Consider the following 23731-nt stretch of genomic DNA (forward strand, 5'->3'; position numbering starts at 1 on the left):
TGGATTAGGTCTGTAGATGGCGGTGTGGTACTGACTATAGGAAGGCATGATTGGGTTGTGTCACGAGTGGAGATAAGTGTTGTTTGTTTTTTTTTTTTCACGCAGAAGCCGACATACGAGATGGGCGCTAGTCTCGTGGGCTCGGAGATTTGTATAAGAGCCAGGCCCCCCCACCCCCCTCCCGCCGCGGCGCACGGCCCGTCAGGCGGCGCCAGGAGGCGGGAGGGCGAGGCGGGAGCGGGGGCACTAGCCGCCGCCAGCCCGGAGCCGCCCAGCGGGCTCCTACGGGCTGCTGCTGGCGTGGCGCCGTCGCCGCTCCTGCGCCGTCTTGGTCGAGTGGCAGCTGCCGCAGAGCGCCTGCCCGTTGCTCAGGGCGAAGGGCGCGCCGCCGTCGCGCAGCTCGACGATGTGGTCGGCGTAAAGCCGAGTGTCGGCCCGGTCGCAGCCGGGTGCCTGGCAGGCGCCGCCCGCCCGCCGGATCACCGCCGCGCTCCACCCCCGATGCTTGGGGGTCTGGTAGTGCGGGTCGCTGACCTTCGGCGCCGGGCGGGCGGTGCGCACATCGACCACGGCCAGGCGCGGCGGCAGCGTGTGCAGCCGCCCCATCCATGGCTTCGGCACGGTCAGCGCACCTCGAGGGTGGTGTAGCCGGGCCGGCCCTTCTTCGGCGGCAGTTCCTTGCCCACCATGCCGCGCGTGATCTTCTCGCCCGGGATGTCGGGGGTGCCGAGCACCTCGGTGCGGGTCAGGACATGCTTGTCGGCATAGGCCAGCGGCGCATCGCCCATCGCGGTCAGCAGCACCGGCTTCAGCTCCTTCAGCCGCTTCTCCAGCCGGTTCTTCTCCGGTGCGGCGGCCGCGTATTCGGCGGCGGCGGCGATAACCGCCTTGTCGGTGATCACCGGCGAGTTGGTGCCGGCCGGCGCCGCCGAGGTGGGCTCGGCCGCCTTGCGGGCGCGGGGCTTCGGGGCGGCGGCGTCATCGGCCGGCTTACGGGGAGCCATGGGCTATCCTTCAGGTTGATGGCGCTTTCATCAAAATTGATGACGAGGCCGGATCGTCTGTTCTGAGGAGGCGGCGGACCTGGTTGGGGTGCCAGTGGTCCCCGCCGGAAGGGGTTCGGATGCCGCGTGCCGTCAGGGCCGCGGCGATCTGGGGCAGGCTGCTGCAGCCGGCGCGTTGCGCCGCCACGATCAGCGGCAGCACGTCAGCGGCGAACTGTTCGGCCCGGGCGCGGCGCAGATCGGTTGCCCGCCGCGCCGCCTCGGCGTCCCCTGCCCTCAGGCGAGGATTGCCGAGGCGGACCCCTCGCACCTTGGCGGCTTGAAGCGCGGCCTTGGTGCGAGCTGAGATCATCTCCCGCTCATGCTCAGCGACCGCGGCCAGGATGTGGATGGTCAGGCGGGTCGCATAAGGGTTGTCGCAGGCGACGAATTCGATGCCGGCTTCCATCAGGTTGCTGACGAAGGCGACGTTGCGCGCCAGGCGGTCGAGCTTGGCGATGACCAGCGTGGCGCGGCGCATGCGGCAGGCGGCGATAGCCGCCGCGATTTCGGGTCGGTCGTTCCTCTTCCCGCTCTCGATCTCCTGGAACACGTCCAGGATGCGACCGCCGGCGGTGCGCACATGGCGCTGAACAGCGTCCTGCTGGGCTTCCAGCCCGAGGCCGCTCTTGCCCTGCTTGTCGGTCGAGACCCGGTAGTAGGCGATGAACCCCTTCGCGCCGCCGGCGCCGCCTGGCGCCTTGGGAGGCGGTCTGCGGGCCATGTTCACCGGGGGATGTGGGGTGGTGGGGCTTTACGTTTCCAAACGTCCGTTTGACGAAACGTAAAGGATTTTAGGTGCCGTTCGCACCGGATAGGGGCACACTAACTCAGCTTCAGCGGGGGATTTAGCATGCCGAAAACATCGGTAGCTTTCCCAAAGGCAGGCTCGACAGTTCTGCGCTGGGAAGCTGGTGTCACCTTGCGAAAGTCGTCGGGTGAGGATGGATATGCCCTCTGGGCAGTGTTTGATCCAAACCATTCACCAGACCCATGGGTCTTCTTGGATGAGGCAGATGCTGCATCCTTCTTCAACGAGAAGGTCATGCTTCGCCGTAGAAGAAATTTCCTCTAGATAATTATTTCAGTAAATTCCTATACTTTTGTAAACAACAAATATATGCCTTGATTCTTTCCAAATCGTGCTAACGATGTTTTTTCGAACTGGACTTCGAAATGCCGGAATGGAGCGTTCGGGCTAATGAAGGCGGCGTGGAGCTGCTTTCGAAGCCGCACCTACGGCATGAGGGACAGATGCATTGGCGTGTTCGAGATCTTGAGCGCACCAATGCAGAATGGTTTTTCGTCGAGGAGGTAAAGGCTTGGCGCTTCTTTGCGGACCGCCTTTCCAGCATCGGCTACCCTCGTTGTTCCCCAACACCACGCATACGCCGGCCCAAAAAAGACCCTTGATGGCAAGGAGCACCTGTTAGGCGTGGAGTAGAGCAGCAGCCTAATGGCCGAGCTCAGATCGAGCGCCTGAAAGTCGCAGTCGATATTGGTTTGCATCTTCTATGTCATCGGCAGCGTTTAGTCTTCTGAATCTTATTTGGACAAGATCATGACGGGGTGGCGCGCTGTAGAGATTCGGCAAGGCTTCGAGATATTCGATGTGCCAAACCCACCACAGAACATGATAGTTCCTGTGGTTCTTGTTCGGTGCCCCAAGCATGGTCTAGTGCATTATTTTACGACCATTGCCGTGGCTGTTGAGTTTGCGGATGAAGGCTTTAAGGCTATCAGCGGAGAGGTCTAGGCCTCCTCAGATAGCTTTCAGCGTCTCGCGTTCCATCTGCAGCCGTCCGTCGCGGCCGTTGTCACACGGAAGGGGCCGGGCTCGACAATTCCGTCGCGCTGGAGGTGCCAGAGCAGCCGGCTGAGGGCTTCCCCCCAAAGCTGGGCGTCGCCGGGGTGCCGGTGCGGGTCGGGGGCCTCCTGGCGCTCGCCCCAACGGCGCAGCACGCGAGCATGCGACAGGTCGAGGCGGCGCTGGCGATAGAGCCGGTCGAGGTGCTTCACCACGTCGTCGGGATCGCAAGGCCGCGGCGGCCGTGGCGCGCCCATCGCCGGGCTCTGCCCGCGCAGCTGGGTGAGCGGAGCGCCATCACGGCGCGCGACCAACGCGGCCATGGTCCAGAACCAGGCCTCCGCGGCGCTGGCAAACGGCATCGCCCGCTCGCGACAAAGCGCGGCGGGTGCCGTGGGGTTCGGGAGCATTTCGGGGTTCCTGGGCCGCCGGATCGGCCTCAGGGGGCCGAAAATGAAAAACGCCCGGAAAGCCGTTTTCGGGCTCCGGGCGCAGCTATAGCGACATCTGACCGGGGGTTAGCTCGCGCAGCTGCAGCTCGTCAAGCAAGAAATTGGGCAGTGCTTTCCGCCGCCGCCCGCGCCGATCATCGCAAGTCCCACAGATGGACCAGCACCGCGAGCCCTTCCCGGACCCGGTGAGCCGCGGCCGGCTCCCGCAGAATGACCGCGTCGCGCACCGCGTTGGCGTGCTCCAGGCTCGTCCGCTGCTGAACCTCGAGCATCCACTTCTGGTAATCCTGCCAGGCGCGGGCCGCCCAAACCTGGTCGGCCGCCGATAGGTCTCCCGCACCCGCGGAGGACTTGCCGAAGTCCCTCGGCAGCTCCATCGCCGGCAGGGCGTCGCGCCAGGTGTCTGCCAGGATGGCTGCCGCCTCCTGCTGGCGGATGTCCAGGTCCATCCAGTGGAGCGGGCTATGGTCAAGCATCTGCCGCGCTTCGGCACCGCTATCGCGGGCGGGCTGCACGACCTGCGACGGCCGGGCCGACATGGCCTGGCCGTCCGCACCCCGGTCCTTGCTGAAGAACGCATCGGCTTTCGCCTGCCGTCGCGCCCATTCCGCCTCCCGGTCCCGCTCTGCCAGCGAACGCGCGCGCACGTACTCGGCGTCTATCCGTTCCATGCGGCCTTCGGCGATCAGCAGCTGCACGAGCCGTCCGGCCTGGTTCCGCATGCGCTCCATCCGCGCCGGATCAGGCGTCACCGGCTCGGGCTCGATGGGCCGACGGTGCGTCACCTCGGCCGGCGGGAAAACCGGCTGGCGCTTCAGCCGGGCGACCCGCGCCTTGCGAAGCGGGGCGGCGGAGGCCGGAAGAGCGGAAGCCTGCGCTTCCAGGGTGGGGTCGATCTTGCGGGCCGCTGTCATCGTGCCTCCAGGGAGCCGGCTTCCCCGGCGTCAAGCTAAAGTTACACGACATTGCGATAGAAGACGATATAATTTTCGCTATTTCGTGAACAATGCCGGAAACATTCCGGTCATTGTTCGTGATACTGGACCTTGGCGGAGCGCTCCTCACGCGGCCACTTGGCGGCATGCCACCTCCCAGGCCGGCGCGCAGTGGTTGCGCAGGAAGCCTTCGACCTTGATGCGCCGCTGGTTGTTCTCCGGAACCTTCAGGCGGACCATTTCGGCGAATTCGTCCACCAAGGCCCGCTCCTTCGGGGTCAGGCCATCCGCGTCCTTGCTTGGCACATCGGCGGCAGCGGGCTCTCCTCCCGCTGCTGCCACCCCGCCGGCAGCCGGCGCGGCCGGAGCGTCTTCGAGGCACCACAGCTGCCAGCGGGCAGACCAGTCGGCGCAAACGGCGCCCTTGGCCCGGAAATGGAGCTGGAACCGGACCCAGATCGCGTCGGGGTCGAGGCCGCGCTCGGCGGCGAACTGCCGATCATCCTCCCCCGGATGCCAACCCTCCAGGGGGCGCGGGGTCGAGCGCGCGCTCGCGCGCTCCCCCCCTGATGGTTCTTTGATGGTTCTATGATGGTTCTGGGGGCAACTGCTGCCCCCTAAATCTGCAGATTTTGCCCCCTTGAGCGACGAATTTTGCCCCCTTGCCACAGTGGGAAGGGGGCGGCTGCTGCCCCCTTTGGAAGGCAAGGGGGCGCCATTTGCCCCCTTCCTGCCAATTGCGCCAGGGGTAACGTCCAAGCTTTTGATATCGCATGAATTATCATCGTGTTCTGACGCTGCTTCGTCGAAGGGGGCATAATCTGCCCCCTTCGCCTCAGCCGACGGCCGCCAGCCCTGCCGGAGGTAGTAGCGGGAGGATCGGCGGAAGCGCTGCTCAACCCGCAGCGCGCCCATTGCCTCGAGCTGCCGCAACGCGGTCCGCACGGTCCGCTCGCTCAGGCTGGTATGCCGCTGCAGGCTCTCCAGCGTGGGCCAGCAGCTCCACTCCTCGTCGGCATGGTCAGCCAGCCGCAGCAGCACCAGGCGCTGTGACGGGCCGATGGCGCCGGGCGGGATGTTCCACGCCCAGGAGGTGGCTTCGACGCTCATGCGACCCTCCGCGGCGCTTCGCGCACGCCTAGCTTGGCGCCCTCAACCAACGACCGGAGGCTGGCGACCAGGCGCTTGCCGTCAGCGATCATCTCCAGCGCCTCGCGCTCGATCTTGGCGGCGTCGGCCGCGCAGATCCTGCCATCGCGCAGCGCGTTCGCGACCGCCGCCTGCACATCGGCCACCTCGCTCGACCATTCGGCGATGCAGGCCAGCACCTGCTCGCCGCCGGCGGCTTCGAGCGGCACCAGCCCATAGCCGGCCTGGCGCGCCACCTCGACCAGCAGCTCCGGCGGAGACGGCGTGTCGCCGCGTGCAACCGCCTCTTCGCGCTGCAGAGCGGTCAGCCGCAGCAGCACGTCGAGAGGCATGAAGTGGTCGCTGTTACGACTTTGGTAGGTCGCCAGCTGCGACTTTCCGACCCGGGTCTCGAGCGCAACGGCATCCAGCGGCCCGCGGTCCTCCAGCAGCCGTCGTGTGGCTGCCTTCAGCATCTCTTCGCCGGGGGTGAGATGGACGGGGGTCATGCGGACAAGCTCCGGTAGGCTAAGCTCAGGCTTCGAGAAATGATGCGACCATGCAATGCGATGAACGGCTCAGGCATCGGATCGGGGTGCTTGGGCCAGCACGGAGGCGGACGTGTGTTCACGTCGCCTCCTCCAGCTCGGGAGCCGCGCGAGGAACGAAGTCCGCAGCAGTGACCGCGCCCTCTGTCTTCCGCTCAATGTCGGCAACCGCGGTCCAGGTTGGCCTGCGCTTCAGGGAGAGCCAGCTGTGAACCGTCGAAACCGGATGGCCCAGCAGGGTTGCCAAGGCAACCAAGGTGAGCCCGCGGGCCTTCTGGAATTCGCTAAGGGTCATACCGTAATTTACGCGCTGAGTAGAAATCCGCGCAAGGTGGAATTCTACCGAGAGGTTCTGCCGCCCAGTTTCTACCGGAACGACAATCCGGGCATGAACCTCCCGGAAAGCGCTTTGTCCCCTGAATCCCAGGCCATGCAGGCAAACCTCAAAACCTGGCGAAAGCATAGGAACCTCACACTAGCGGCACTTGCAGAACATACCGGGAACAAGCTATCTACTCTGTCAAGCTGGGAGAACGGAAAAAGAGCTATGTCTTTGGACGATCTACAGAAGCTCGCCACCTTCTATGGCGTTCATCCGGCCGCATTGCTGATGGCGCCCCAGAATGCAGCTCCTGTCGTTGCTCGGATGCAAACCGCAGCTAGCATCGCGGCCGGGCTGGATGATGAAGCGGCGGAGGCTTGGCTCACCATGGGGCGCCGAGCGAGCGACAGGCCGCGCGAATCGTAGTTCCACGTAGAGTAGAAATTTTCTCTTGCGTAAATTTCTACTGAGAGTGTAAATTTTCCTCGCTTTCCAGTGAGGGAGATTAGAGTGCGCAGATCGGAGAGGGGCCACGGCCCCGCAAGGCGCCGGCTGGCCGGCACCGACAACCGCCGCATCGTTTCCGAGAGCGTCCGCGACGGTGTCGAGCGCGTCTATCACGCGACCAAGGGCTGGCGGACCCGGCGCATTGCGCCGGCCGCGAAGACGCCGCGCTCATGAAGCTGCCCCTAGGCCCTGCCACCCTCTGCTTCGCGATCAGCGACCTGGTGCCGCTGCTGCCCGACCTGCGCAATGCCGCGGGGCACGCGAACGCGGAAGCCATCAAAGCTCAGGAAGCGGGCGAGCAGCTGCTGTGCCAGGCGACAGCGCACATGACTTTGCGCCTCCTCTTCCCCGGCGGCTTCTTCCAATCCGCCGAAGCGCCCAGCCCCGAAGAAGCGAGCCTGCTCCGCCAGGCCGAGGTCTGCGCACAGAACGCTCGCAGCGCGCAAGCACGCGCCGCTCGCCTCACCGCCCTTATCCAGACTGTCGAGGCCAACCCATGCAGCTGATTTCTGCCCAGGCCGCTGATCGATCGATCCTCGGCCTTCCCGCGCCGCCGGCCGCCGCCGCGCCGGGCATCTTCGCCAGCGTGCGCCAGGCGCGCGCTGCCCTGCTCCGCGCCTCGGCCGACTTCTGCCTGCGCCGCGCCGCCAGCTACGGCATGAAGCGCGACGCCGCGCCGCCGGCCAGCATGCTCCGCTGCTTCCTGCACGCCAAGCAGCACGGCTGGGCCGCGCAGGCCGCCGCCTACCAGGCCATGGCCGAGGGGCGCGACGCCGACGCGAAGGAGGCCTTCGCGGTGTCCGACGAGGCCTTCCTGCGCGCCTCCGACATGAGGGCGCTCGCATGGCCTGCCTGACCCCCTGCCCTTCCCCGTGCTCGGCCCTCGGCGCTACCGACAGCGCCAAGCTCCACAAGCAGATCGAACAGCGCCAGCGCACCTTCATGCGTCTTGGGCCTAAGCTGGTCGTGGATATGGACCAGCACGAAGTCGCCTGCCTCATCGCCGAGGCCATCCTCGACCTACAGCGCCCTGCCGGCTCAACTCCGACCCAGGCCCTCGCAGCCTTCCAGCCGGAGGACCGCACCGGCTTCTACCGTGCGGCGGTTGCAGCGATAGGCTACTTGGCCAAGAAGACCCACACTGCACACAGGACGTTCTAAGCACGCCATTGTTTATAGATATCTAGCTATCTAGCTAGATATCTATCTATCTGTGTAGATAGCTTTGCTGCGCTGCGGCCGCCGCCACTTCCATGCTTGGCAGAGCTCAGATGTCAAAACGGCCGCCAGCAGGCGGCGGACTGATGTGGCCGTGCAAGGCTGCATCCATCGCCGCACCTGCTCTGTGCAAAACCCTTCAGCTCTCCTGAAATCCATCTAGCTAGAAAGATATAAATCTAGCTAGATAGCTAGGAAGCTAGGTATGGAGCGGGTGCTGTGATTCTAATGGTTGGCGGTGAAAAGGGTGGTGTCGGCAAGACGACCCTTGCAACACACATGGCCGCTGCGCGGGCGGCCATGGGCAGAACCGTCGTACTGGTGGATGCTGATAGCCAGGGCACCTCCACAATTTGGAGCGATGCCCGAAAAGAGCATCAGCAGGTACCGCAATTTCCGTGCGTCAGCCTCCGCGGTGGCAAAGTGCATATCGAACTGCGGGAGCTGGCCCGCCACTACCAGGATGTGGTGGTGGATACTGGCGGCGCAGATAGCCAGGAGTTTCGCTCGGCCATGCTTGCCGCGAACACGCTGCTGATGCCGCTGCGGCCGGGCTCCTTCGACTTCTGGACCCTAATCAAGATGGGCGAGGTCGTGGCGCTGGCGGAAGGCTTCAACGACAACCTAAAAGCGGCGGTCTGCCTATCGCAGGTGCCGCCGACTGCTCTGGACCGGGCCAGGAAGGAAGCGGCTGAGGTAATGACCGATGTTCCACGCTTCACCCTACTGAATAGCCTGACGGTGTTCCGGGCGGCCTTTAACCACTCGGCCGGCGAGGGCCTAACCGTCGACGAGATGCCGAGGCGCGATCCCAAAGCCTGCAGCGAAATCGGCTTCCTCCACGACGAGCTTTTCGCAGGAGCTTGAGCATGGCCATCAAGATGCCGCCGCGCCGCCCTTCGGCCCCGGCCACCGCCGAGGATTTCATTGCCGGCGCTTCCGCAGCCCCTGCCCCTCGCCTGGATCTCCCATGGACAGATCCCAAGGTTCGGCCGGATCTGCGTGTGCAGATGAACGTCAAAGTGGCCGAACCGCTGGCGCTGAAGTGCCACTACCTGGCCTTGCGCCTGGGGCTTCGGAAGCAGGATGTGATGGAGCGGGCTCTCTCTGAATGGACGGACGAGCAGCTCAAGAAGCTTGGCTTGCCGAACTAGCTAGAAAAATATTTAGTTAGATAGCTATAAAGATATCTTTCTAGCTATCTAACTCTCTGAATTTCCTTTCTTGTCATTGGAAGCTCGGCGGGGAATCATTGAACCGTCGCGCATCCCCGCGCGGCCTTGATTCGCCCAAAACAGAAAGGGCCGGGCCAGCAGCAGAGCTACCAGACACCGACCCTTTCAAAACCGAACCGTAGCCCGGCAGGCGTGAGAACCCCAGGCTACGGCGATGCTCGGAAAACCGCAAGCGCGCGGTGAGGGGTATCTGCGTCCAAAATCCTGGTGCTGGGCTGGCAGATCGCCATGCCCATTCGAACCTTTGCGCCCGCCCGGCGGGGCTCGGTCGCTGTCGCGAGCTGGCAGCGGCAGCGGCTCGGACACACCGACCGCGTGCAGCTGATGGACGCTGCGCGGCGACGCGAACGCGCGACCCGCCAGCCCGGCAGCGGCCGCCACGGCGGCGAGCTGCGGCAGACCGGCCTGCGGGTGCTTTGGGCGCTGCTCTACCGCGGCTGGGGGCGCGCCGGCGCCTGCGATCCGGCCATTGCTCAGATCGCGGAGGCGGCCGCCGTCGCACGCTCGACGGCACAGGAAGCGCTCGGCCGCCTCGAGGCCGCCGGCATCCTGCTGCGGATCCGCCGCGGCCTGGTGGTGGGGCGGCGCTGGTGCCAGGTGACCAGCGCCTATCTGTTCCAGGAGCCGGCACGGTGGGCGCCGCCGAGCGATACCGAAAGCCGGTCACCCTCAGCCTCTGAAGATAATATCCAGGAAGAAGAATGGCAGAGGACGGCGCTGCCCGAGCCGACTGCGCCGCCAGATCCGGCCATGCTGCGGGAGATTGCAGCCCGGTGGGGGCTGCTGGAGGCTCTGGAAGCCGCCGCTTAGGCAGGGCAGGGGAGGGCAGCCAGGAAAGCGTCACCTCCGGCATCACCTCTCGCGAGAATTAGGCGGCAGGATCATCTGCCTTGTTCTCTGTTCGTTCACGTCTTAGGGTGGTTGCCGTGCCCCCCCGCGCTACGTTGTGCCTCGCCTGGAGCTGCTGATGTCCCGCAAGACCGCCCGACCCTCCGCCGAACCCAAGCCTAAGTCGATCCAGACCAAGGAGGCGCTGAAGCGTCTGGCCGACCTGGCCAGCAAGCCGGTGGCCCCCGACAGGATCCGCCGCGAGGTCGAGGGCATGGTGAAGATCTGGCTGGACGGCGCCGGCGACGAGCGGCGGATCGAGCTGCGCGACAAGCTCGAGGAGATGGGCGGCGAGCTGGGCGAGGGCGTCGAGGCTGCCACCGAAGCCCTGGGCGACCTGGACAACGAGGACCTGGCCGGCAAGCGCCACGCCACGGCGGCGCTGCACGCGCTGCGCGCGGCCAAGGACGCCCTCGTGCAGGCGCGCACCAGCCTCTGATGCCATGGGCCAGCAGGAACCCCCCGGCGGATATACTGGCGCCGAGACCACCGGCTTTGTCTCGCCGGCGGGCGACAGCCTGGAAGGCCCCATCGACCTCGAGGTCGCGCTCGACCTGCGCCGGCCCAATCGCTACCTGGTCCGCGTCTCCGGCGATGCCTTGCGCGAGCACGGCATCCTGTCCGAGGACATTCTGGTCACCGATGCTGCTATCCCGCCCCGGGTCGGCGCCGTCGCCATCGTCATGCTGCATGGCGACGTCGTGGTGGCGCGCCTGGCGCTGAAGGACGGCACCTGGTGGCTGCAATCCGGCCGCCGCGGCCGCCATAGCGTCGCCGTGCCGGAAGATGCCGAGATCTGGGGCGTGGCGACCGCCCTCGTCCGAGATCGGATGTAGCGGCCATGCCCAGCACCTATGGGCTGATCGACGGCAATTCCTTCTACTGCTCGGCCGAGCGCGCCTTCGCGCCCGTGCTGCGCGGCGCCGCGGTGGTGGTGCTGTCGAACAATGACGGCTGCGCCATCGCCAGGACCGCGGAGGCCAAGGCGCTGGGCATCAAGATGGGCGATCCCTGGCATCTGATCCGCGAGCGCCGCGAGCTGCGCGACGTGCGCTGGTTCAGCAGCAACTACCCGCTGTATGGCGACATGTCGCGCCGGGTCTACCAGGTGCTCGCCGAGCGGCTGCCGCGGGTCGAGCCCTACAGCATCGACGAGATGTTCCTGGATCTCGACGTGCCGGGCGATCTGCGCCGGCTGTGCCAGGAGCTGCGGGAGGTGGTGCGCCGCATCGCCAAGATCCCGACCTGCGTCGGCTGGGGGCCGACCAAGACCATCGCCAAGCTGGCCAACGGCATCGCCAAGGATCATCCCGAGCTCGACGGCCTGTGCGACCTGACCGACCCACTGGTGCGGGCCGGCTGGTACGAACGCCTCGGGATAGGGGGCGTCTGGGGCATCGGCCGGCGCACCGAGGAGAAGCTGGCCCAGCTCGGCATCCGCAGCATCGCCGACTTCCTGGCGCTGGACCCGCGCATGGCCCGCGACCTGCTGACGGTGGTCGGCGGCCGGGTGCAGGAGGAGCTGCGCGGCGTCTCCTGCCTGCCGTTGCAGCTGATGGCGGCGCCGCGGAAGGGGCTGGCGGTGACCCGGTCTTTCGGCCGGCCCGTACTGACCTGGCGCGACATGCGGGAGGCGGTCGCCGCCTATGCCGCCCGGGCGGCCGAGAAGCTGCGGGCCGAGGGTATGGAGGCCTGCCACATGCAGGTCTTCCTGCACACCAACCCGCATGACGGCAGCACCTGGTACTCGGCACAGCGCAGCGCTCGCATCGAGCCGACCAGCGACACGCTGGCGCTGATCGGCGAGGCGATGCGGCTGCTGCCGCCGCTGTGGCGGGATGGCTTCGCCTACGCCAAGGCCGGGATCATGCTGACCGACCTGGTGCCGGCGCGGCAGCAGGCCCGGATGTTCCAGACCCGCGATCCTGTGCGTTCGGCGAAGACCATGGCGGCGCTGGATGCGGTCAACGAGCGCTTTGGCCGCGGCACTCTGCGGCCGCTGGCGACCGGCATCACCCGATCATGGGGCACCCGACAGCAGAAGCTGTCGCAGCGCTACACCACCAGGATCGAGGAAATCATGCGGGCGACTGCACTCTGATGTGGATCGAGCAGACCCATGGGATCAGGGCGGGAAAAGTTGCGCTGGGCAATAAAGCATTTCCAATTTCGGCACAGTCTAAGCGGGCTCATCCTATTCGAGTGATGAAGAAACTGGCACGACAGAGGGATGTTTGTGGTGCGGGAATTGTCCTTTTTTGCCACCGCAACGGTATATCAGCTCGTGACAATGTTGATCTTCATCATTGTTTGCTACGCCATTGTCGTGCCGGGCTTCTACTTCTTGGCCTGGATCTTGGATGTCGCGATGGCGCGCATTTACCAGCGGGGAAATGCGGTCGCACAGTCTGGCTCGGAGCCTCATCGCAACGTCATCCGCTGACCGACAGTATGGCATCTGCACGCGCTGCCAGATCAGGGCCGATATTAAAAGGTTATCGTGCAAAGAAGGTCGTCGGCAGCCGCTTCGAAGAGCAGCCATCACATCGCCAACAACTCTTCGACGACCTTGTGGAAGCGCCCATGGGCCACCGGGTGAAGCATCTGTGGGCGCCCCTGGCACAAAGAGTCTCCGCTACTCAGCGGCACATCATTGACCATCATCGAAGGTACGTTCTGCCGACGGAGACATTCCGCCAGCAGAGCGACGCGATGGTCGCGAAGCTGGGCATTGAAGACTACGAAATCGACGTTGCCAAGCAACAGGATGTCGAGCGCTGCGTCCTCGCTTGGAACAGGCCCCAAGATCGTCGCCCCCATCTCATGCAGAGAAAGAGCCAGCTCCATTGCCGAATAGTAGTTTGTCTCGACCACGAGAATTCTGCGGCCTCTCAACATAAAGCTGAAGTCCAAGATATGAGGTTCTTCTACCAACGCACCAATGCAGGTGCGAATTTTCACCATGCATGATTTTAAAGCCGATAAAACAACATGGGTTGGGCCGCCCATAGAGATGAAAGGCATGCACAGCATGGTGAACGGGAATTATCGTGCACGGTCGGCCGGCCTGGCGCGCGCCATCGCCGCCGCACCGGCCCCAGTCGAGCCGATGACGTCGTATGAGTTCAGCCAGGCGCTGCGCGTAATCCGCTGGACCCCCGGCGAGGCGGCCGAGCGGCTTGGCTTCGCGCCAAGCACAATCCGCAAGATGATCAGCGAATATGGTAGGATCCCAGAAGATGTTGCCGCTTGGCTGCGCCCCTATGCCGCCGAGACCGCCGCTTTGAACGCGCGGCATCCACCGCCGCAGCGCATCGGCCAGACCGTCCCCGCCAAGGAGCGCGGCCAATGAATCTTCGCCCTGTCTCCCCCCGGCGGATCGTCGAGACGCTCGACGCCCTCGACTGGATGCGCGCCAAAGGCGGCGAGGATCGCGGCCAGATGGCCGATGCCGCGAAGCAATGGGCGGACGGCCTTGGCCAGGTGCCCGAGGCCGTGGCCGTGCGGCTGCAAGCCGGCCCGCCCCAGTCATGACCGCGCCGGCGCAGGATGATGGTCCGATCACCCTGCCGCCGGCGGGGGGATGCCTGGGCGACTGGAAGGGCTGGTGGCTGCAGCTCACCTGCGACTGCGGCCGCAGCCTGCGCATGGTGGACCACCTCGCAGAGAGCAAGCGGCTGCCGGGTTGGTATCCCTTGCCGGCGGCCGTCTACCTGATGCGATGCCGCCAGTGCTACGGCCGGCCGAAGGCGGCGGAGCTGCAGCACGGGAGGCCGGTCGGCGGGCATGGCGCGCCCCATATGGGCCGGAACAGCCTGCGCGTGCCGCTGCTGGACGAGCTGTTCGGCGACTGACGCCATGGCGCACAACTGGAGCCACGAGAAGGTCATGCGCTACCGGCGGGCCGAGCCGGTCGATGACTTCATTGGGTGGATGCTGGTGGCCGGCTGCGCCCAGCACGGCGCGCGCGCCTGCCTGGTCTCGACCCTGCTGAAGGTGCCGAACCCGCCGACGACGCTGGGCGCGCTGGCTGGCCGGCTGCGGTGCCGGTTCTGCCGCACGCAGCCCGAGGGCGTGCTGCTGCGCAAGCACGACAAGGCGCCGGCCGAAGACAGCATCTGGCTGCGCTACCCGGCCGGCGTGAAGCCGGCCGAGCGCGTGCCCTGCGGCATGGAGCGGGCGGAGTGGTGGGGCGCCTATATCGGCCGCGGGATGCGGCGGAGGAAAATTCTATGAGCGCCATCGGGTTCTTCGAGCGCTTCGACCAGGCTCTGGCGGCGGTCACCGAGCAGCGGCGGCAAGAGCGCGCGGCGCTCGAGGCGGGGCTGCAGCTGGCGGAGGAGGTCCTGGGCGAGGTCTTGAAGATCCTCGACGGCTATGCAGTCGAGCTGGTCGGCCGGCTGGACGCCGTGACCGAGCACAGCGCCCATACGCGCGAGCTGAGCATCGAGGAGCGCGAGACGGGGGGCTTCCGCAAGCTGATCTATGCGCGCAGCGAGGATGGCCGGATCGCGGTCTATCAGCTGGGCCTGATCGGGGAGGAGCTGGAGCCTGAAAAGCACCTCATGTCCATGGGCGACCCGCAAGCGCTGTCAGAAGCCCTGGTGAGGGAGCAGGTCGAGACCTTCCTGCTGGCGGTGATCGCGGAGCGGCCCGACCTGGTGCCGGCGGCAGGCGCGTCATCGCGCCCCCAAATTGAAGGGCAGGCAGACCCCGAAGATTTCCTCGAACTAGGTCATTATGACCTGGCAAAATAGGTCATAATGACCTATAAGGGTCCTGCCGGCGGGAAATGGGTTCCGCTGGCATTCGGAGAAGACACGATGAAGATCGTGATCCGCATCCGGATTTGGAAGTGGAACCTCAGCTTCAGCCTGAAGCGCGGGTAACCTTCCAAAACTGGAGGTGGGCGGGTCGGCAGGCCCGCCCACTGCCAGTTACCCAGGGACCTGCGGCAGAGAGGAGGCCGTTATGAGTGACCTGAAGAACAGCACGGCGGACTTCACCGATGACGGGGCCTGGATGCGCAGCCAGCTGGAGCGCATTGGGGAGACCCAGGCGGGGCTGGCGCGCTTTCTGCAGCGCAATGGCGACAACCGGGAATTGACCAACATCGAGCGGAGCATCCGCCGGATGACCGCCGGCGACGCTCGGGTGTCTGGCGAGATGCGGGCAATCTTGGGCATCCTGCGCAAGCGGCACGAGCGGGCCGCCTACCAGGCGCAGTTTCTGGATTGGGACGATGTGGATGGTGTCCCGACCGCAACTACGCATGATGGATACACCCTGCGCATCACGCCGCAAAAGGGCAGTCGCTGGCTGGCCCAGGTGGACCACCATGGCACGGGCTATTCGGTGACCTTCCGCCCTTGGGAAGCGAGTGTGGAGAAGGCGAAGGCGGTTGCTATGTCGATGCTCGACGAAGCACGGCGCCGCCCGGAAACGGGGCGCTGACCGCCTGCCGCCGGCGCTTTACTGCGCCGGCGGCTTCGCTCTCTCCAGTCGCGCCCGAGCGTCATCATCGAGCCGTATACTGGCGTCTACTTCGATCCCCATGAAGCCGAGGTCGAGGCGGCGCGACCGCGTCACCGTGCCCTGGTCAGATAGCAGCCAAGGATTGCGCTTGGTGACCCAGCGCAGAAGCCAGAGCGGAGCACGGAAGCCGATCTGCATTCCGTCTACTTTCGTGGGGGCCAGACCAGCGGCGGCGGCAGACGCTGGTGATCAATCCAGGCGTCGACCCAGCTCTGCAGCAGATCGACGTGGCCGCCAAACCGCTGGTGCATCGGATGCCCGTCCATCAGAAGCCGATTATGCACGCCCTGCGACCGGATGGTCGCGCCGCGATACTCATAGATGACCCAGCCCTTATCATCAGGATTGATGACGCGGAGGCGAAGGTCTGGGATCATCGCGGACATGGCGAAGCCTCTTTCGGAGGCGAAAGCCCGATATCTCTCGCCAGCTGCATCAGGTCGAATTCACCGTCGAGCAGGATGCGGCCCGCTCCGCGGTCGGCGTCGACGTAGGGGGCCGGGCCATCCTGCTGCGCCTGCTTCTTCAAGGCCGCAACAATGCGCCGCGCGAGAGCCTCGAGATCCTCGGTCTGCGGCATTAGCCCCTCCATGGCGACTGGGCTTTCAGGGCGCTGTGCCGAAGCCGGATGATATCATTGGCCAGCTCGGCGGCTTCATCCTCGAGAAGCACCAGCGATAGATCCTCTGCGGCCCCGAAGCTTTCCGGGCGAAAGCCGGGGAGGCGCTGCGCCGCGGCGTCCAGCTTCTGCATCAGCGCCTCGAAGCTTGCCCGGCACTCGGCCGGCAGGTCGCGCTCTGGGCGGAGGCGCACCAGGTGCCGCACATAGGCCGCGGCCACGCCGGCTCGCCAGGGAGACGTATGCCCCCAACTCGAATGGAAGCCGGTCAGGTCGCTCAGCGCCTGCACCAGGATGGTGTTGCCTTGAGCAGGTTCGAGCATGCTTTGCATCATCCAGCCTTGGTGTTGCAGCCGGCCTATACGCGCAGGCGGCTTCACCGGCATTATGCGAAGAGCGGTCCTTCAGGAACAGCCAGCATGTCCAGCTTCTACGCGATGACCCGCAGTCAGCAGGCGATCCGAGAGCTGCTTTTTGTGACTTACGACAGGATAGGCAATCGGCCGCTCTTTATCGCCATCTACCCCGACACGCCTGCGCCCCAGGGGCGCGCAAGGAGAAAATATGGAAAATCCTCAAGTATTCATATCGTATAGTTGGACCTCTCAAGAGCATATTGATTGGGTTATGGAATTGGTCAACCAGCTAGCCGAGAATGGAATCACATCTATAATTGATCAGATCGATCTACAGCCTGGCGACGAAGCAAACGCCTTTATGGAGAGAATGGTTAATGATGAGAGCATAAGTAAGGTATTGATTATAAGTGACCGAAAATATGCAGAGAAATCCAATAAGAGAACTGGTGGCGCAGGAACAGAGTCACAAATTATAAGTCCGGAAATATATAAATCTAAAGAAAATAGTAGATTTGTTTGTATTGTTACGGAATTTGATGACGAAGGAAAGCCTTATATTCCGACGTATTATACGTCGAGGATATACATAAATCTTTCAGATCAAGAACGGTACTCGGCGGAACTGGAGCGTCTAATAAGGTGGATTTACGGAAAGCCATCATATCAGAGGCCAGTAATAGGAAACGCACCAACATATATCAATGAGGAATTATCGTCTATAGTTATACATACAACAAGCCGACAAAAGAGCTTTCTCTCTGCGAACAAGTCAGGGCGATCTGGTAAAGAAAATTTTTTGGGAGATTATTTAGAGACTCTTGCAAGCGGGCTCAGTGAATTGGAAATGAATGCGCCTGATATGGGAGCAGGCCGTCAAGAAGCTGAAAGAATGGTCTTGGACCAATTCAATGAGAAGATTCAGGATTTTATGCCGTACAGAAATGAATTTGTAGAGGTTTGCCGAGCTATTTCTGGTTCTCCATTCTCTGATGAATACGCGTCGCACATGCACAGTTTTTTTGAAGAGGCAATGAAGAGCACGTATCCGTCATCGGAAACTAGGTCATGGAACGAGATTCAGTTTGATGCGAAAAGGTTTGTTGCGTACGAGATGTTTATCTATTTTGTTGCTGCTATAGTGAAAAAGGAAAAATTTCAATACATACAGCCGGTGATTAAGAGGGACTTCTATGTGCCTCACGTTCAGCAAAGAAGCGCTGAAACTCTCTGTTCATTTAGCCACTTCCAACAAGAAATGCCCAGCATAGAAATATGGAACAGATTAGGTAAAACTCAGTGGAATTATCCCATAGCGCAGCTTTTTATGGAAAGAATTGAGGGTTCCAAATTCGATGTTCGAGAAATAGCAGAGGCGGATATGGTATTATACCTTCTTTCTCGATCTCATAAAACTAGCTACAGTTTTTGGCCTCCTTTTAATTGCGTCAACTGGAGAAGTCGGTCGCCGCTTCCGATATTCGCTAGGTGTAGATCAAAATTATATTTCGATAAATTGTTTGGATCAATTGGTTTAACAAAATCGGATCTAGAGGACTTGTCGGACGAGGTTAGAGCCTCGGGCGGGCTTCTTAGGAGAGGACACTTCACCATGTGGACCCTCGATAGCGCTTTGGATGTTTCCAGTTTAGCTTCCGCTCCTTGAGGGAACACGCGAAACCAGCACCTCTCCTGCGCGCTGGGCCTTTCCGCTAATGCCATAGGTGGTTTCGACCGCTTCGATCTCGAAGCGGCCGAACACCTCGCGCACGCCGGGCGTGTCGTTGAGGCTCAGCAGGAAGCGCCCCTTGATGCCGGCGAGGATCTCGGCCAGGCGCTCGAAATCGGCGCGGTCGAAGACACCAGGTCCATAGTCGCGCTCGCAGCCCCAGTAGGGCGGGTCCAGGTAGAAGAGCGTGTCGGGCCGGTCATAGCGCGCGATCAGCTCGGCATAGGGCAGGCGCTCGATGACGACGCCGGCAAGGCGCTCGTGAACTTCTTCGAGCACGGCTGCAAGCTTGGTCACGTCGAAGCGCGCGGGCGTGGCAGGCGCCACGCCGAAATTGCGGCCGCTGATCTTCCCGCCAAAGGCGGTGCGCTGCAGGTAGAGGAAGCGCGCGGCGCGCTCCAGGTCGGTGAGGGTGTCCGCATTCGCGGCCAGCAGGCGCTCGAACTCGGCGCGGCTGGTCAGCTGCCAGCGCAGCATATCCATCAGCGCGACATAGTGGCGCTGCAGGACGCGGAAGAGGTTGGCGACATCGGTGCTGATGTCGTTGATCACCTCGGCGCGGGCGCGGAAGGGCCGGCGCAGAAAGACGCCGCCCATGCCGACGAAAGGCTCGACATAGGTGGCGTGCGGGGTCTCGGCGAGGCGCGCGCAGATGCGCTTCGCCAGGTTGCGCTTCCCGCCCAGATAGGGCGCCGGGGTGCGAGACGGGGAGGCGGGAAGCAGGGTGGACGGCATGGGTTTTGTTCTCTATTCGTTCACTCTCCCGTGAGGGAGAGCGGGACGGTCTATCCGTGCGCAGGACCCACTCCTGCGCGGCTTGGCTGCTGGAACAGCCTTGCCCCCGCGCCATGACGGCGCGGGTCGATCAGTTGGCGGCGACGGCCGGCGCGACGGGCGCGGGCAGCTTGCCGAACTCACCGGCGATGATGCCGGCCAGCTTGTCGTCGGTGCCGCTGACGCGGCGGACATGCGGCGCGAACTCGTCGCGGATGGCCTTCACGCCCTCGGCGATGGCGGCGGCCTTCAGCGCGTCGCGCTCGAGGCCGATGGGCAGGTGGCCGAAGGCGTCATTCATGCGGCCGGCGACGCGGCTGGCAGCGCCCACCAGCTTGGCCAGCGAGCTGTCGCGCGCCTCGCGGCGCAGCTTGGCGGCCCAGAGGGCCAAGCCGGCGGCGCCCTGGCTCAGCAGGATGGTGACGGCGAGGTTGATCAGCAGAGCGGACATGGGCGGTCCTTTCAGGACGCCAGGCGCATGGCCTGGAAGGGCAGGGAGGCCAGCCGGCGCGCCCAGCCCAGGCCGAAGGTGGCCCAGGTGGACAGCGCGGCCATCAGGACGATGCGGCGGGCCTGAAACTCGATGGCGACGGCGGTGACCCGGTCGGGGTCGCCGTTGCCCACAGCGCGGCGCAGGGCGGCCAGGGTGGCCGGGCCGATCAGGCCATCGGCCGGGGTGCCGATGCTGGCCTGCAGCAGCTTCACAGCCGCCGCGACGCCGTTGTTCACCGCGCTGTCGAAGACCAGCAGGGCGAGCGCCGGCGGCAACTCGTCGCCGCGCACACGGTCCCAGTAGAGCCGGCGGTAGATGGCGCGGGCGTCCTCGAGGGTCAGCGCCGCGATATCGAGGGTCGGGAAGCTGGCGGCCGAGATGCCGAACTTGGTGCCGCGCAGCAGGCCCTTGTCGGGCTTGCCGCCGGTCCAGTTGCCGGGATCGGCGCGGTTGAGGGTGAAGCCGCCCTCATGCTCGAGCAGGCGGGCGAGGGCGTGGTCGAATGCGGTCACGGCTTGGCCTTCTTCAGGGCGGGCACCAGGTGCCCGAGGAGGGGCTCGATGGCGTCGGGCCCGATGCGCGCCAGCAGGGCGATGCAGAGCGTGGCGCCGCCGGCGGACAGGCCGGCCCACTGCGCCAGCGCCAGGCCGATCAGGCCCATGGCGCAGGCGGTGGGCACCTCCCAGAACAGGGTCCAGAGGATCTTGCGCGGCGTGACGGCCTGGCGGGTCGCGCGCAGCAGCAGGGTGGCGCGGCCGGCGAGCGCGGCCGAGAAGGCCCAGGCGATGTCGCTGGGCGAGGGCAGGGGGTCGAAGACGCTCATGGGTCAGAGCCTCGCGGCCCGGCGGAACATGCCGTCGACCTGGTCCTGGGACAGGCCAAGGGCTGCAGCGGCGCCGGCGATGAAGGGGTGGTAGCGCTCTAACTCGACGGCGTACTCGAAGGCGATCTGCACCTCGCGGCCGGCGCCGGCGATGTAGGCCTCGGTCTCGTCGAGCAGGCCGTCCTGCAGCAGCCCCAGGCGGAGCTGCCGCGCCGAGACGACGGGCGGCACGGGCTCGACGCCCAGGCCGGTGTCCTCGAGGCTGACGGGGATCACCGGCGCCGAGGCGCCAGCGTCCGCCACGGCATTGCGGAAGGTGTCGGGCACCGGGCCGCGGAACTGGCCATGCACCCAGAAGCCGGGCAGGGCGACCGGGTCGTCGATGGTGGAGGCGGCCTGGTCGAGCAGCCGGCCATAGACGGTCAGCGTGCCCACCTCCGGCGGGATCAGGGCGACGCCGTCCTCGACGGGCCAGGGGCATGCGGCCAGGAACGCTGCCCGGTCAGGGAAGCGGCAGAGCAGGATCTTCATGGGGCAGGGCCTCACATGGTCAGGGCGGCGGCAGAGGCGGCCTTGAGGTCGGCGCCGGTGGTCTCGACCGGCGCATAGGTGAAGAGCCCGATGGGGCCGTTGAGCTTGCGCGAACTGGCCGTCGACATATCGCCGAGGCGCAGGCCGTCAGCGGCGCTCGGCGGCATCACGCTGCCCCAGGCGGCCGAGACGGTGTCGTTGCCATTGACCGAGAGGGACATGCGCTCCTGGCTGAAGGAGTAGGCCAGGGTGTTCTCGCCGATCACCAGGCCGCCGCTGTCGAGGGTCACCGTCCCATCGCTGCCGGCCTCGACGCGGACAGCGGCGTTGAAGCGCCCGGTGAGCCGCATGAAGCTGGTGGTTGAGCTATAGGTGAGGAACAGGCCGAGCTGCTCGGCGGTGCTGGTAGCAAGGGGAAGGCTGTCGAGCCAGAAGCGGAAGACAAAGGTACCGGCCAGCCCGTTGAAGGCGATCCTCGCCAGGTCAGTGATCGTGTAGAGGTCGGCGGCGCGCGTCACCGGCGCGGTGGGTGATCCGACCGGCGGCAGCATTGGTGCGTAGGAGCAGAGGGCCGCCTTCTCCAGCGCGGGGATGTAGAAGCGGAAGGTCCAGTCGTAGGCCTGCCCGACGGCGAGATAGAAGCGCAGCTCGATCCGCGCTTCGCCCGGCGATGCCTCGTTGAGCTGGCGCGTGGAGCGCACCCGCTGCCAGCTACGGGTTAGCCCGAGCAGGTTCGACGGGAAGGCGGTCAGGCTGCGGATGGCCCAAGAGCAGGCCGGTTGGACGCCGGCCGCGGCCATGATCATGCCGGAGGTAGAGTACCAATCGCCCTGCTCAGCCGCAGCGACACCGGAGGCGAGATACATGCGGATGTCGCCATTGGCGATGCCGCGGGCGCGGATCTCGACGGCATTGGCGTCGCCCATTGGGATGATCCGCGTCACCTCCATGGTCAGGCCGCCATTGCTGGGCGCCGACATGCCGGTGGGCAGCGCGCCGACCGTGCTGGACGCGCCGTCGACCGCGAAGGTTCCGACGCGGGCACCTTCGCAGCGGGTGTTGCAGGTGTTGGTGGCAGCCTTCTGCGACAGAAGGCCCATGCTCTTCAGGGTCAGCGGGTCGAAGGTCAGCAGCGCGACGTTGTTGTTGGCCTCGCGGATCTGGCCGAGGCCATCGAAATAGCTGGCCTTGCTGGCGCGGCTGGTGGTGATCAGATCCGTCAGGGCATAGGCGCTCGGCATCGCACCGCTCCGCTGGGAATAGAGGACAGGGTCGGGCTCGGGGATGCCGCCCAGCAGGTAGCCACTGGCGAAGCGCGCCAGCAGGCCGGTGGAGCTGCGCGGCGCTTGGCGGGCCAGCAGCGCGCGCAGCCCGTAGGGGCGCGGCGTCGTACCCGGCGCCTCCTGGGCAACGGCGAGGAACTGCGATCCGGAAAGCGGCATCAGGCCTCCGTGTCGCCGACCAGGCGCGCGCAGAGGGTGGAGCCGTCGAGATAGACGTAGAGCTGCGCGCAGCCATTCGCCGCGATCTTGGTATGGCCGCGGGCATTGCGCAGCTCGATGCCGCTGACGCTGACCGTGGCGCCGACGCCGCGCCGGTTCTCGACCACGCAAGCGAAGCCGTTGCCGATATTCGCCGCCAGCAGTGCCGGGGCACCCGCGCCGGTCAGCAGCAGCAGGCGGTTGTTGTGCGTCGCCTGCACCAGGTTGGTCGCCGCGGTGATGGGCACGATCTGATAGGTCTGCGACAGCATCGCGTTGTAGGCGAGCGAGACCGCATCGCGCATGATCTGCACATCCGCGCCCACGGCAGCGATGTCGCCAATCAGCGCGGGAAAGGCGGTGACGTAGCCGCCATTCTCGAACATCGCCTTGGTGTAGGTGTTGTTGTTGATCGAGATGGGCCAGGAGGCCATCAGTTGATCTCCTCGACGGTGAGGCGCCAGGTCCATCGATCGGGACCGGCCGCGACGATGGGCGAGGTGTCCGAGAGGGCGCCGTAGATGGTTTGGCGAAAGCGCACCGCAGGCGGTGCATCGGGGTCGAGGCAGATCAGCAGCTCGCCGCTCTTGCCGAGGGCGCGGCTGATGGTCTCGGCGGTGCCCATGGCGTCGGCCTCGGTCAGCGCCTCGAAGGACAGCTCCAGCACCCGGTACTTCGGCCGCTTCTTGACGATGCGGCGGCCGCCGGCGGTGCGCTTGACCTCGGAGGGGTCGACCCAGCGAAGGTTGCCGCCCCAGGCGGCATTGACCTTCGGCGACCAGGCCCAGCCGCCGAGAAAGCGGCCGATCTGCAGGAAGCCATCCGGGTTGGTCGTGTCGTCGAGGTAGACGAAGACATAGCGGGCGATCCGCCCGACCTGGCCCTGCGCGTCCTTCGGGATGGTGTGCAGCAGCATGGCGCCGGCCGGATAGGCCGTGGTGTCGACCAGGTCCCAGGGAAACACGCCCCAGGGCAGGCTGCCCCAGACCACCGTCTGCTCCCAGGCCGGCACCCAGCCGCTGTCATAGATCGGCGTGCCGGCATTGGTGGGGCTGTCGGTCAGCACCAGCCGCACCAGGCCGGCCGTGGTCATATTGTGGTTGATCAGCGCGAACTGGCTGATCAGCGAAGGCCGGCCGCAATCGACGCTGAACTGCGTGCTGGCAAGGTTCACGTTGACAGAGCGGGCGACCCGCTGCGGGTCCTGGCTGGTCAGGTTCAGCAGGGGCAGGGGCGGCCGCCACGCGCCGCCGCTATAGGCGCCCGCATCGGTCGGCGGGCTCCTCAGCACAGATGCATTGGACACG

At 65.0% G+C, this 23731-nt stretch carries 39 protein-coding genes; 19 read left to right on the forward strand and 20 right to left on the reverse strand.

Annotation, left to right across the window (positions count from 1 at the left end; all coding sequences use genetic code 11):
- Nucleotides 1–282 precede the first annotated feature (282 nt).
- From BKE38_RS12690 to BKE38_RS12720, 7 genes are all read right to left on the reverse strand, one after another.
- Nucleotides 283–621, reverse strand: coding sequence for an HNH endonuclease signature motif containing protein (locus tag BKE38_RS12690; RefSeq protein ID WP_242662338.1), 339 nt, complete (start codon nucleotides 619–621; stop codon nucleotides 283–285).
- A gap of 2 nt (nucleotides 622–623) precedes the next feature.
- Entirely contained in the window at nucleotides 624–1004 is a 381-nt protein-coding gene (locus BKE38_RS12695) for a hypothetical protein (RefSeq protein ID WP_076957684.1), read from the reverse strand.
- Between the two features lie 10 nt (nucleotides 1005–1014).
- Nucleotides 1015–1767 carry a recombinase family protein gene (locus tag BKE38_RS12700; protein ID WP_076957685.1) on the reverse strand — a complete coding sequence of 251 codons (753 nt, stop codon included), beginning with the start codon at nucleotides 1765–1767 and terminating at the stop codon, nucleotides 1015–1017.
- A gap of 1049 nt (nucleotides 1768–2816) precedes the next feature.
- Nucleotides 2817–3260, reverse strand: a complete 444-nt coding sequence (locus tag BKE38_RS12705) for a hypothetical protein (protein ID WP_076957686.1) — start codon at nucleotides 3258–3260, stop codon at nucleotides 2817–2819.
- 176 nt (nucleotides 3261–3436) lie between these two features.
- Entirely contained in the window at nucleotides 3437–4216 is a 780-nt protein-coding gene (locus tag BKE38_RS12710) for a regulator of G-protein signaling domain-containing protein (RefSeq protein ID WP_076957687.1), read from the reverse strand.
- Nucleotides 4217–4363: 147 nt separating this feature from the next.
- Nucleotides 4364–5347 carry a helix-turn-helix domain-containing protein gene (locus BKE38_RS12715; protein WP_076957688.1) on the reverse strand — a complete coding sequence of 328 codons (984 nt, stop codon included), beginning with the start codon at nucleotides 5345–5347 and terminating at the stop codon, nucleotides 4364–4366.
- Nucleotides 5344–5874, reverse strand: coding sequence for a phage regulatory CII family protein (locus tag BKE38_RS12720; protein WP_076957689.1), 531 nt, complete (start codon nucleotides 5872–5874; stop codon nucleotides 5344–5346). Before BKE38_RS12720 ends, BKE38_RS12715 begins: the two co-directional genes overlap by 4 nt.
- Before the next feature lie 247 nt (nucleotides 5875–6121).
- Between BKE38_RS12720 and BKE38_RS12730 the strand changes: the two genes are divergently transcribed.
- The 11 genes from BKE38_RS12730 (at nucleotide 6122) to BKE38_RS12780 (ending at nucleotide 12526) form a co-directional block, all read left to right on the forward strand.
- Nucleotides 6122–6661, forward strand: coding sequence for a helix-turn-helix domain-containing protein (locus BKE38_RS12730; RefSeq protein WP_131829580.1), 540 nt, complete (start codon nucleotides 6122–6124; stop codon nucleotides 6659–6661).
- A 251-nt stretch (nucleotides 6662–6912) separates the two neighbouring features.
- On the forward strand, nucleotides 6913–7248 hold the full coding sequence (locus BKE38_RS12735; RefSeq protein WP_076957692.1) for a hypothetical protein: 336 nt from the start codon (nucleotides 6913–6915) through the stop codon (nucleotides 7246–7248).
- A complete protein-coding gene (locus tag BKE38_RS12740; RefSeq protein ID WP_076957693.1) occupies nucleotides 7239–7598 on the forward strand; it encodes a hypothetical protein in 360 nt (119 codons plus the stop codon). Before BKE38_RS12735 ends, BKE38_RS12740 begins: the two co-directional genes overlap by 10 nt.
- On the forward strand, nucleotides 7586–7903 hold the full coding sequence (locus BKE38_RS12745; protein WP_076957694.1) for a hypothetical protein: 318 nt from the start codon (nucleotides 7586–7588) through the stop codon (nucleotides 7901–7903). Before BKE38_RS12740 ends, BKE38_RS12745 begins: the two co-directional genes overlap by 13 nt.
- Nucleotides 7904–8188: 285 nt before the next feature.
- The gene (locus BKE38_RS12750) at nucleotides 8189–8827 is read left to right on the forward strand and encodes a nucleotide-binding protein (protein ID WP_083747515.1); all 639 of its coding nucleotides are present in this window, start codon (nucleotides 8189–8191) and stop codon (nucleotides 8825–8827) included.
- 2 nt (nucleotides 8828–8829) lie between these two features.
- The gene (locus BKE38_RS12755) at nucleotides 8830–9114 is read left to right on the forward strand and encodes a hypothetical protein (protein WP_076957696.1); all 285 of its coding nucleotides are present in this window, start codon (nucleotides 8830–8832) and stop codon (nucleotides 9112–9114) included.
- 288 nt (nucleotides 9115–9402) lie between these two features.
- The gene (locus BKE38_RS12760) at nucleotides 9403–10005 is read left to right on the forward strand and encodes a GntR family transcriptional regulator (protein ID WP_076957697.1); all 603 of its coding nucleotides are present in this window, start codon (nucleotides 9403–9405) and stop codon (nucleotides 10003–10005) included.
- A gap of 157 nt (nucleotides 10006–10162) precedes the next feature.
- The gene (locus BKE38_RS32030) at nucleotides 10163–10522 is read left to right on the forward strand and encodes a hypothetical protein (protein WP_076957698.1); all 360 of its coding nucleotides are present in this window, start codon (nucleotides 10163–10165) and stop codon (nucleotides 10520–10522) included.
- A 4-nt stretch (nucleotides 10523–10526) separates the two neighbouring features.
- A complete protein-coding gene (locus tag BKE38_RS12770; protein ID WP_076957699.1) occupies nucleotides 10527–10919 on the forward strand; it encodes a LexA family protein in 393 nt (130 codons plus the stop codon).
- A 5-nt stretch (nucleotides 10920–10924) separates the two neighbouring features.
- Nucleotides 10925–12184: a Y-family DNA polymerase gene (locus tag BKE38_RS12775; protein WP_076957700.1), complete on the forward strand. Its 1260-nt coding sequence runs from the start codon at nucleotides 10925–10927 to the stop codon at nucleotides 12182–12184.
- Nucleotides 12185–12313: 129 nt separating this feature from the next.
- Entirely contained in the window at nucleotides 12314–12526 is a 213-nt protein-coding gene (locus BKE38_RS12780; protein ID WP_076957701.1) for a hypothetical protein, read from the forward strand.
- 98 nt (nucleotides 12527–12624) lie between these two features.
- Here the strand turns inward: BKE38_RS12780 and BKE38_RS12785 are convergent, their stop codons facing one another.
- Complete coding sequence (locus tag BKE38_RS12785; protein WP_131829581.1) at nucleotides 12625–13107, reverse strand: response regulator; 483 nt, start codon at nucleotides 13105–13107, stop codon at nucleotides 12625–12627.
- On the opposite strand from BKE38_RS12785, the gene BKE38_RS12790 reads away from it, so the two are divergent.
- The 6 genes from BKE38_RS12790 to BKE38_RS12815 all read left to right on the forward strand — a co-directional run bounded on the left by BKE38_RS12790 (nucleotide 13106) and on the right by BKE38_RS12815 (nucleotide 15537).
- Nucleotides 13106–13435 (forward strand): MerR family transcriptional regulator, encoded by a 330-nt coding sequence (locus BKE38_RS12790; protein WP_131829582.1) that lies wholly within the window; start codon nucleotides 13106–13108, stop codon nucleotides 13433–13435. The two genes, BKE38_RS12785 and BKE38_RS12790, sit on opposite strands and share 2 nt — an antisense overlap.
- Entirely contained in the window at nucleotides 13432–13617 is a 186-nt protein-coding gene (locus BKE38_RS12795; RefSeq protein ID WP_076957704.1) for a hypothetical protein, read from the forward strand. Before BKE38_RS12790 ends, BKE38_RS12795 begins: the two co-directional genes overlap by 4 nt.
- Nucleotides 13614–13937 carry a hypothetical protein gene (locus BKE38_RS12800; RefSeq protein WP_076957705.1) on the forward strand — a complete coding sequence of 108 codons (324 nt, stop codon included), beginning with the start codon at nucleotides 13614–13616 and terminating at the stop codon, nucleotides 13935–13937. Before BKE38_RS12795 ends, BKE38_RS12800 begins: the two co-directional genes overlap by 4 nt.
- A 4-nt stretch (nucleotides 13938–13941) precedes the next feature.
- The gene (locus BKE38_RS12805) at nucleotides 13942–14319 is read left to right on the forward strand and encodes a hypothetical protein (RefSeq protein ID WP_076957706.1); all 378 of its coding nucleotides are present in this window, start codon (nucleotides 13942–13944) and stop codon (nucleotides 14317–14319) included.
- Nucleotides 14316–14840: a hypothetical protein gene (locus BKE38_RS12810; protein WP_076957707.1), complete on the forward strand. Its 525-nt coding sequence runs from the start codon at nucleotides 14316–14318 to the stop codon at nucleotides 14838–14840. The genes BKE38_RS12805 and BKE38_RS12810 overlap by 4 nt, the downstream gene beginning before the upstream one ends.
- 214 nt (nucleotides 14841–15054) lie before the next feature.
- The gene (locus BKE38_RS12815) at nucleotides 15055–15537 is read left to right on the forward strand and encodes a hypothetical protein (protein ID WP_076957708.1); all 483 of its coding nucleotides are present in this window, start codon (nucleotides 15055–15057) and stop codon (nucleotides 15535–15537) included.
- Nucleotides 15538–15555: 18 nt separating this feature from the next.
- On the opposite strand, the gene BKE38_RS12820 is transcribed toward BKE38_RS12815, so the two are convergent.
- The 4 genes from BKE38_RS12820 to BKE38_RS12835 are packed head-to-tail and all read right to left on the reverse strand — an operon-like array spanning nucleotide 15556 to nucleotide 16560.
- A complete protein-coding gene (locus tag BKE38_RS12820) occupies nucleotides 15556–15756 on the reverse strand; it encodes a hypothetical protein (RefSeq protein ID WP_076957709.1) in 201 nt (66 codons plus the stop codon).
- 5 nt (nucleotides 15757–15761) lie between these two features.
- Nucleotides 15762–16004 carry a hypothetical protein gene (locus BKE38_RS12825; RefSeq protein WP_076957710.1) on the reverse strand — a complete coding sequence of 81 codons (243 nt, stop codon included), beginning with the start codon at nucleotides 16002–16004 and terminating at the stop codon, nucleotides 15762–15764.
- The gene (locus BKE38_RS12830) at nucleotides 15992–16198 is read right to left on the reverse strand and encodes a hypothetical protein (protein WP_076957711.1); all 207 of its coding nucleotides are present in this window, start codon (nucleotides 16196–16198) and stop codon (nucleotides 15992–15994) included. The genes BKE38_RS12825 and BKE38_RS12830 overlap by 13 nt, the downstream gene beginning before the upstream one ends.
- Nucleotides 16198–16560 (reverse strand): hypothetical protein, encoded by a 363-nt coding sequence (locus tag BKE38_RS12835; protein WP_076957712.1) that lies wholly within the window; start codon nucleotides 16558–16560, stop codon nucleotides 16198–16200. The genes BKE38_RS12830 and BKE38_RS12835 overlap by 1 nt, the downstream gene beginning before the upstream one ends.
- A gap of 96 nt (nucleotides 16561–16656) precedes the next feature.
- Here BKE38_RS12835 and BKE38_RS32035 point away from each other — a divergent pair, with 96 nt between their 5' ends.
- Together BKE38_RS32035 and BKE38_RS30430 are read left to right on the forward strand one after the other, a co-directional pair.
- The gene (locus tag BKE38_RS32035) at nucleotides 16657–16833 is read left to right on the forward strand and encodes a hypothetical protein (protein WP_165694175.1); all 177 of its coding nucleotides are present in this window, start codon (nucleotides 16657–16659) and stop codon (nucleotides 16831–16833) included.
- A 31-nt stretch (nucleotides 16834–16864) separates the two neighbouring features.
- On the forward strand, nucleotides 16865–18259 hold the full coding sequence (locus tag BKE38_RS30430; RefSeq protein WP_242662339.1) for a TIR domain-containing protein: 1395 nt from the start codon (nucleotides 16865–16867) through the stop codon (nucleotides 18257–18259).
- On the opposite strand, the gene BKE38_RS12845 is transcribed toward BKE38_RS30430, so the two are convergent.
- The 8 genes from BKE38_RS12845 to BKE38_RS12880 all read right to left on the reverse strand — a co-directional run bounded on the left by BKE38_RS12845 (nucleotide 18242) and on the right by BKE38_RS12880 (nucleotide 23730).
- Entirely contained in the window at nucleotides 18242–19057 is an 816-nt protein-coding gene (locus BKE38_RS12845; RefSeq protein ID WP_076957713.1) for a DNA adenine methylase, read from the reverse strand. The genes BKE38_RS30430 and BKE38_RS12845 overlap by 18 nt on opposite strands.
- Before the next feature lie 130 nt (nucleotides 19058–19187).
- A complete protein-coding gene (locus BKE38_RS12850) occupies nucleotides 19188–19547 on the reverse strand; it encodes a hypothetical protein (protein WP_076957714.1) in 360 nt (119 codons plus the stop codon).
- Between the two features lie 11 nt (nucleotides 19548–19558).
- The gene (locus BKE38_RS12855) at nucleotides 19559–20101 is read right to left on the reverse strand and encodes a glycoside hydrolase family 108 protein (RefSeq protein ID WP_076957715.1); all 543 of its coding nucleotides are present in this window, start codon (nucleotides 20099–20101) and stop codon (nucleotides 19559–19561) included.
- Nucleotides 20098–20412, reverse strand: coding sequence for a phage holin family protein (locus tag BKE38_RS12860; RefSeq protein WP_076957716.1), 315 nt, complete (start codon nucleotides 20410–20412; stop codon nucleotides 20098–20100). The genes BKE38_RS12855 and BKE38_RS12860 overlap by 4 nt, the downstream gene beginning before the upstream one ends.
- A 3-nt stretch (nucleotides 20413–20415) precedes the next feature.
- Nucleotides 20416–20943 (reverse strand): hypothetical protein, encoded by a 528-nt coding sequence (locus tag BKE38_RS30435; RefSeq protein WP_083747516.1) that lies wholly within the window; start codon nucleotides 20941–20943, stop codon nucleotides 20416–20418.
- A gap of 11 nt (nucleotides 20944–20954) precedes the next feature.
- Nucleotides 20955–22385: a hypothetical protein gene (locus tag BKE38_RS12870; protein WP_076957717.1), complete on the reverse strand. Its 1431-nt coding sequence runs from the start codon at nucleotides 22383–22385 to the stop codon at nucleotides 20955–20957.
- Nucleotides 22385–22858: a hypothetical protein gene (locus BKE38_RS12875; protein WP_076957718.1), complete on the reverse strand. Its 474-nt coding sequence runs from the start codon at nucleotides 22856–22858 to the stop codon at nucleotides 22385–22387. The genes BKE38_RS12870 and BKE38_RS12875 overlap by 1 nt, the downstream gene beginning before the upstream one ends.
- On the reverse strand, nucleotides 22858–23730 hold the full coding sequence (locus tag BKE38_RS12880; protein ID WP_131829583.1) for a hypothetical protein: 873 nt from the start codon (nucleotides 23728–23730) through the stop codon (nucleotides 22858–22860). The genes BKE38_RS12875 and BKE38_RS12880 overlap by 1 nt, the downstream gene beginning before the upstream one ends.
- Nucleotide 23731 lies beyond the last annotated feature (1 nt).

Source organism: Teichococcus deserti (assembly GCF_001982615.1).
In the GTDB taxonomy this organism is placed as follows: Bacteria; Pseudomonadota; Alphaproteobacteria; order Acetobacterales; family Acetobacteraceae; genus Pseudoroseomonas; species Pseudoroseomonas deserti.

Bases quoted from the DNA above. Each gene is read 5' to 3' on its own strand.
- BKE38_RS12695 (WP_076957684.1), bottom strand. From the start codon at position 1,004: ATGGCTCCCCGTAAGCCGGCCGATGACGCCGCCGCCCCGAAGCCCCGC.
- BKE38_RS12700 (WP_076957685.1), bottom strand. From the start codon at position 1,767: ATGGCCCGCAGACCGCCTCCCAAGGCGCCAGGCGGCGCCGGCGGCGCG.
- BKE38_RS12705 (WP_076957686.1), bottom strand. From the start codon at position 3,260: ATGCTCCCGAACCCCACGGCACCCGCCGCGCTTTGTCGCGAGCGGGCG.
- BKE38_RS12710 (WP_076957687.1), bottom strand. From the start codon at position 4,216: ATGACAGCGGCCCGCAAGATCGACCCCACCCTGGAAGCGCAGGCTTCC.
- BKE38_RS12715 (WP_076957688.1), bottom strand. From the start codon at position 5,347: ATGAGCGTCGAAGCCACCTCCTGGGCGTGGAACATCCCGCCCGGCGCC.
- BKE38_RS12720 (WP_076957689.1), bottom strand. From the start codon at position 5,874: ATGACCCCCGTCCATCTCACCCCCGGCGAAGAGATGCTGAAGGCAGCC.
- BKE38_RS12735 (WP_076957692.1), top strand. From the start codon at position 6,913: ATGAAGCTGCCCCTAGGCCCTGCCACCCTCTGCTTCGCGATCAGCGAC.
- BKE38_RS12740 (WP_076957693.1), top strand. From the start codon at position 7,239: ATGCAGCTGATTTCTGCCCAGGCCGCTGATCGATCGATCCTCGGCCTT.
- BKE38_RS12745 (WP_076957694.1), top strand. From the start codon at position 7,586: ATGGCCTGCCTGACCCCCTGCCCTTCCCCGTGCTCGGCCCTCGGCGCT.
- BKE38_RS12750 (WP_083747515.1), top strand. From the start codon at position 8,189: ATGGTTGGCGGTGAAAAGGGTGGTGTCGGCAAGACGACCCTTGCAACA.
- BKE38_RS12755 (WP_076957696.1), top strand. From the start codon at position 8,830: ATGGCCATCAAGATGCCGCCGCGCCGCCCTTCGGCCCCGGCCACCGCC.
- BKE38_RS32030 (WP_076957698.1), top strand. From the start codon at position 10,163: ATGTCCCGCAAGACCGCCCGACCCTCCGCCGAACCCAAGCCTAAGTCG.
- BKE38_RS12770 (WP_076957699.1), top strand. From the start codon at position 10,527: ATGGGCCAGCAGGAACCCCCCGGCGGATATACTGGCGCCGAGACCACC.
- BKE38_RS12775 (WP_076957700.1), top strand. From the start codon at position 10,925: ATGCCCAGCACCTATGGGCTGATCGACGGCAATTCCTTCTACTGCTCG.
- BKE38_RS12780 (WP_076957701.1), top strand. From the start codon at position 12,314: ATGTTTGTGGTGCGGGAATTGTCCTTTTTTGCCACCGCAACGGTATAT.
- BKE38_RS12790 (WP_131829582.1), top strand. From the start codon at position 13,106: ATGCACAGCATGGTGAACGGGAATTATCGTGCACGGTCGGCCGGCCTG.
- BKE38_RS12785 (WP_131829581.1), bottom strand. From the start codon at position 13,107: ATGCCTTTCATCTCTATGGGCGGCCCAACCCATGTTGTTTTATCGGCT.
- BKE38_RS12795 (WP_076957704.1), top strand. From the start codon at position 13,432: ATGAATCTTCGCCCTGTCTCCCCCCGGCGGATCGTCGAGACGCTCGAC.
- BKE38_RS12800 (WP_076957705.1), top strand. From the start codon at position 13,614: ATGACCGCGCCGGCGCAGGATGATGGTCCGATCACCCTGCCGCCGGCG.
- BKE38_RS12805 (WP_076957706.1), top strand. From the start codon at position 13,942: ATGGCGCACAACTGGAGCCACGAGAAGGTCATGCGCTACCGGCGGGCC.
- BKE38_RS12810 (WP_076957707.1), top strand. From the start codon at position 14,316: ATGAGCGCCATCGGGTTCTTCGAGCGCTTCGACCAGGCTCTGGCGGCG.
- BKE38_RS12815 (WP_076957708.1), top strand. From the start codon at position 15,055: ATGAGTGACCTGAAGAACAGCACGGCGGACTTCACCGATGACGGGGCC.
- BKE38_RS12820 (WP_076957709.1), bottom strand. From the start codon at position 15,756: ATGCAGATCGGCTTCCGTGCTCCGCTCTGGCTTCTGCGCTGGGTCACC.
- BKE38_RS12825 (WP_076957710.1), bottom strand. From the start codon at position 16,004: ATGTCCGCGATGATCCCAGACCTTCGCCTCCGCGTCATCAATCCTGAT.
- BKE38_RS12830 (WP_076957711.1), bottom strand. From the start codon at position 16,198: ATGCCGCAGACCGAGGATCTCGAGGCTCTCGCGCGGCGCATTGTTGCG.
- BKE38_RS12835 (WP_076957712.1), bottom strand. From the start codon at position 16,560: ATGCTCGAACCTGCTCAAGGCAACACCATCCTGGTGCAGGCGCTGAGC.
- BKE38_RS32035 (WP_165694175.1), top strand. From the start codon at position 16,657: ATGTCCAGCTTCTACGCGATGACCCGCAGTCAGCAGGCGATCCGAGAG.
- BKE38_RS30430 (WP_242662339.1), top strand. From the start codon at position 16,865: ATGGAATTGGTCAACCAGCTAGCCGAGAATGGAATCACATCTATAATT.
- BKE38_RS12845 (WP_076957713.1), bottom strand. From the start codon at position 19,057: ATGCCGTCCACCCTGCTTCCCGCCTCCCCGTCTCGCACCCCGGCGCCC.
- BKE38_RS12850 (WP_076957714.1), bottom strand. From the start codon at position 19,547: ATGTCCGCTCTGCTGATCAACCTCGCCGTCACCATCCTGCTGAGCCAG.
- BKE38_RS12860 (WP_076957716.1), bottom strand. From the start codon at position 20,412: ATGAGCGTCTTCGACCCCCTGCCCTCGCCCAGCGACATCGCCTGGGCC.
- BKE38_RS30435 (WP_083747516.1), bottom strand. From the start codon at position 20,943: ATGAAGATCCTGCTCTGCCGCTTCCCTGACCGGGCAGCGTTCCTGGCC.
- BKE38_RS12870 (WP_076957717.1), bottom strand. From the start codon at position 22,385: ATGCCGCTTTCCGGATCGCAGTTCCTCGCCGTTGCCCAGGAGGCGCCG.
- BKE38_RS12875 (WP_076957718.1), bottom strand. From the start codon at position 22,858: ATGGCCTCCTGGCCCATCTCGATCAACAACAACACCTACACCAAGGCG.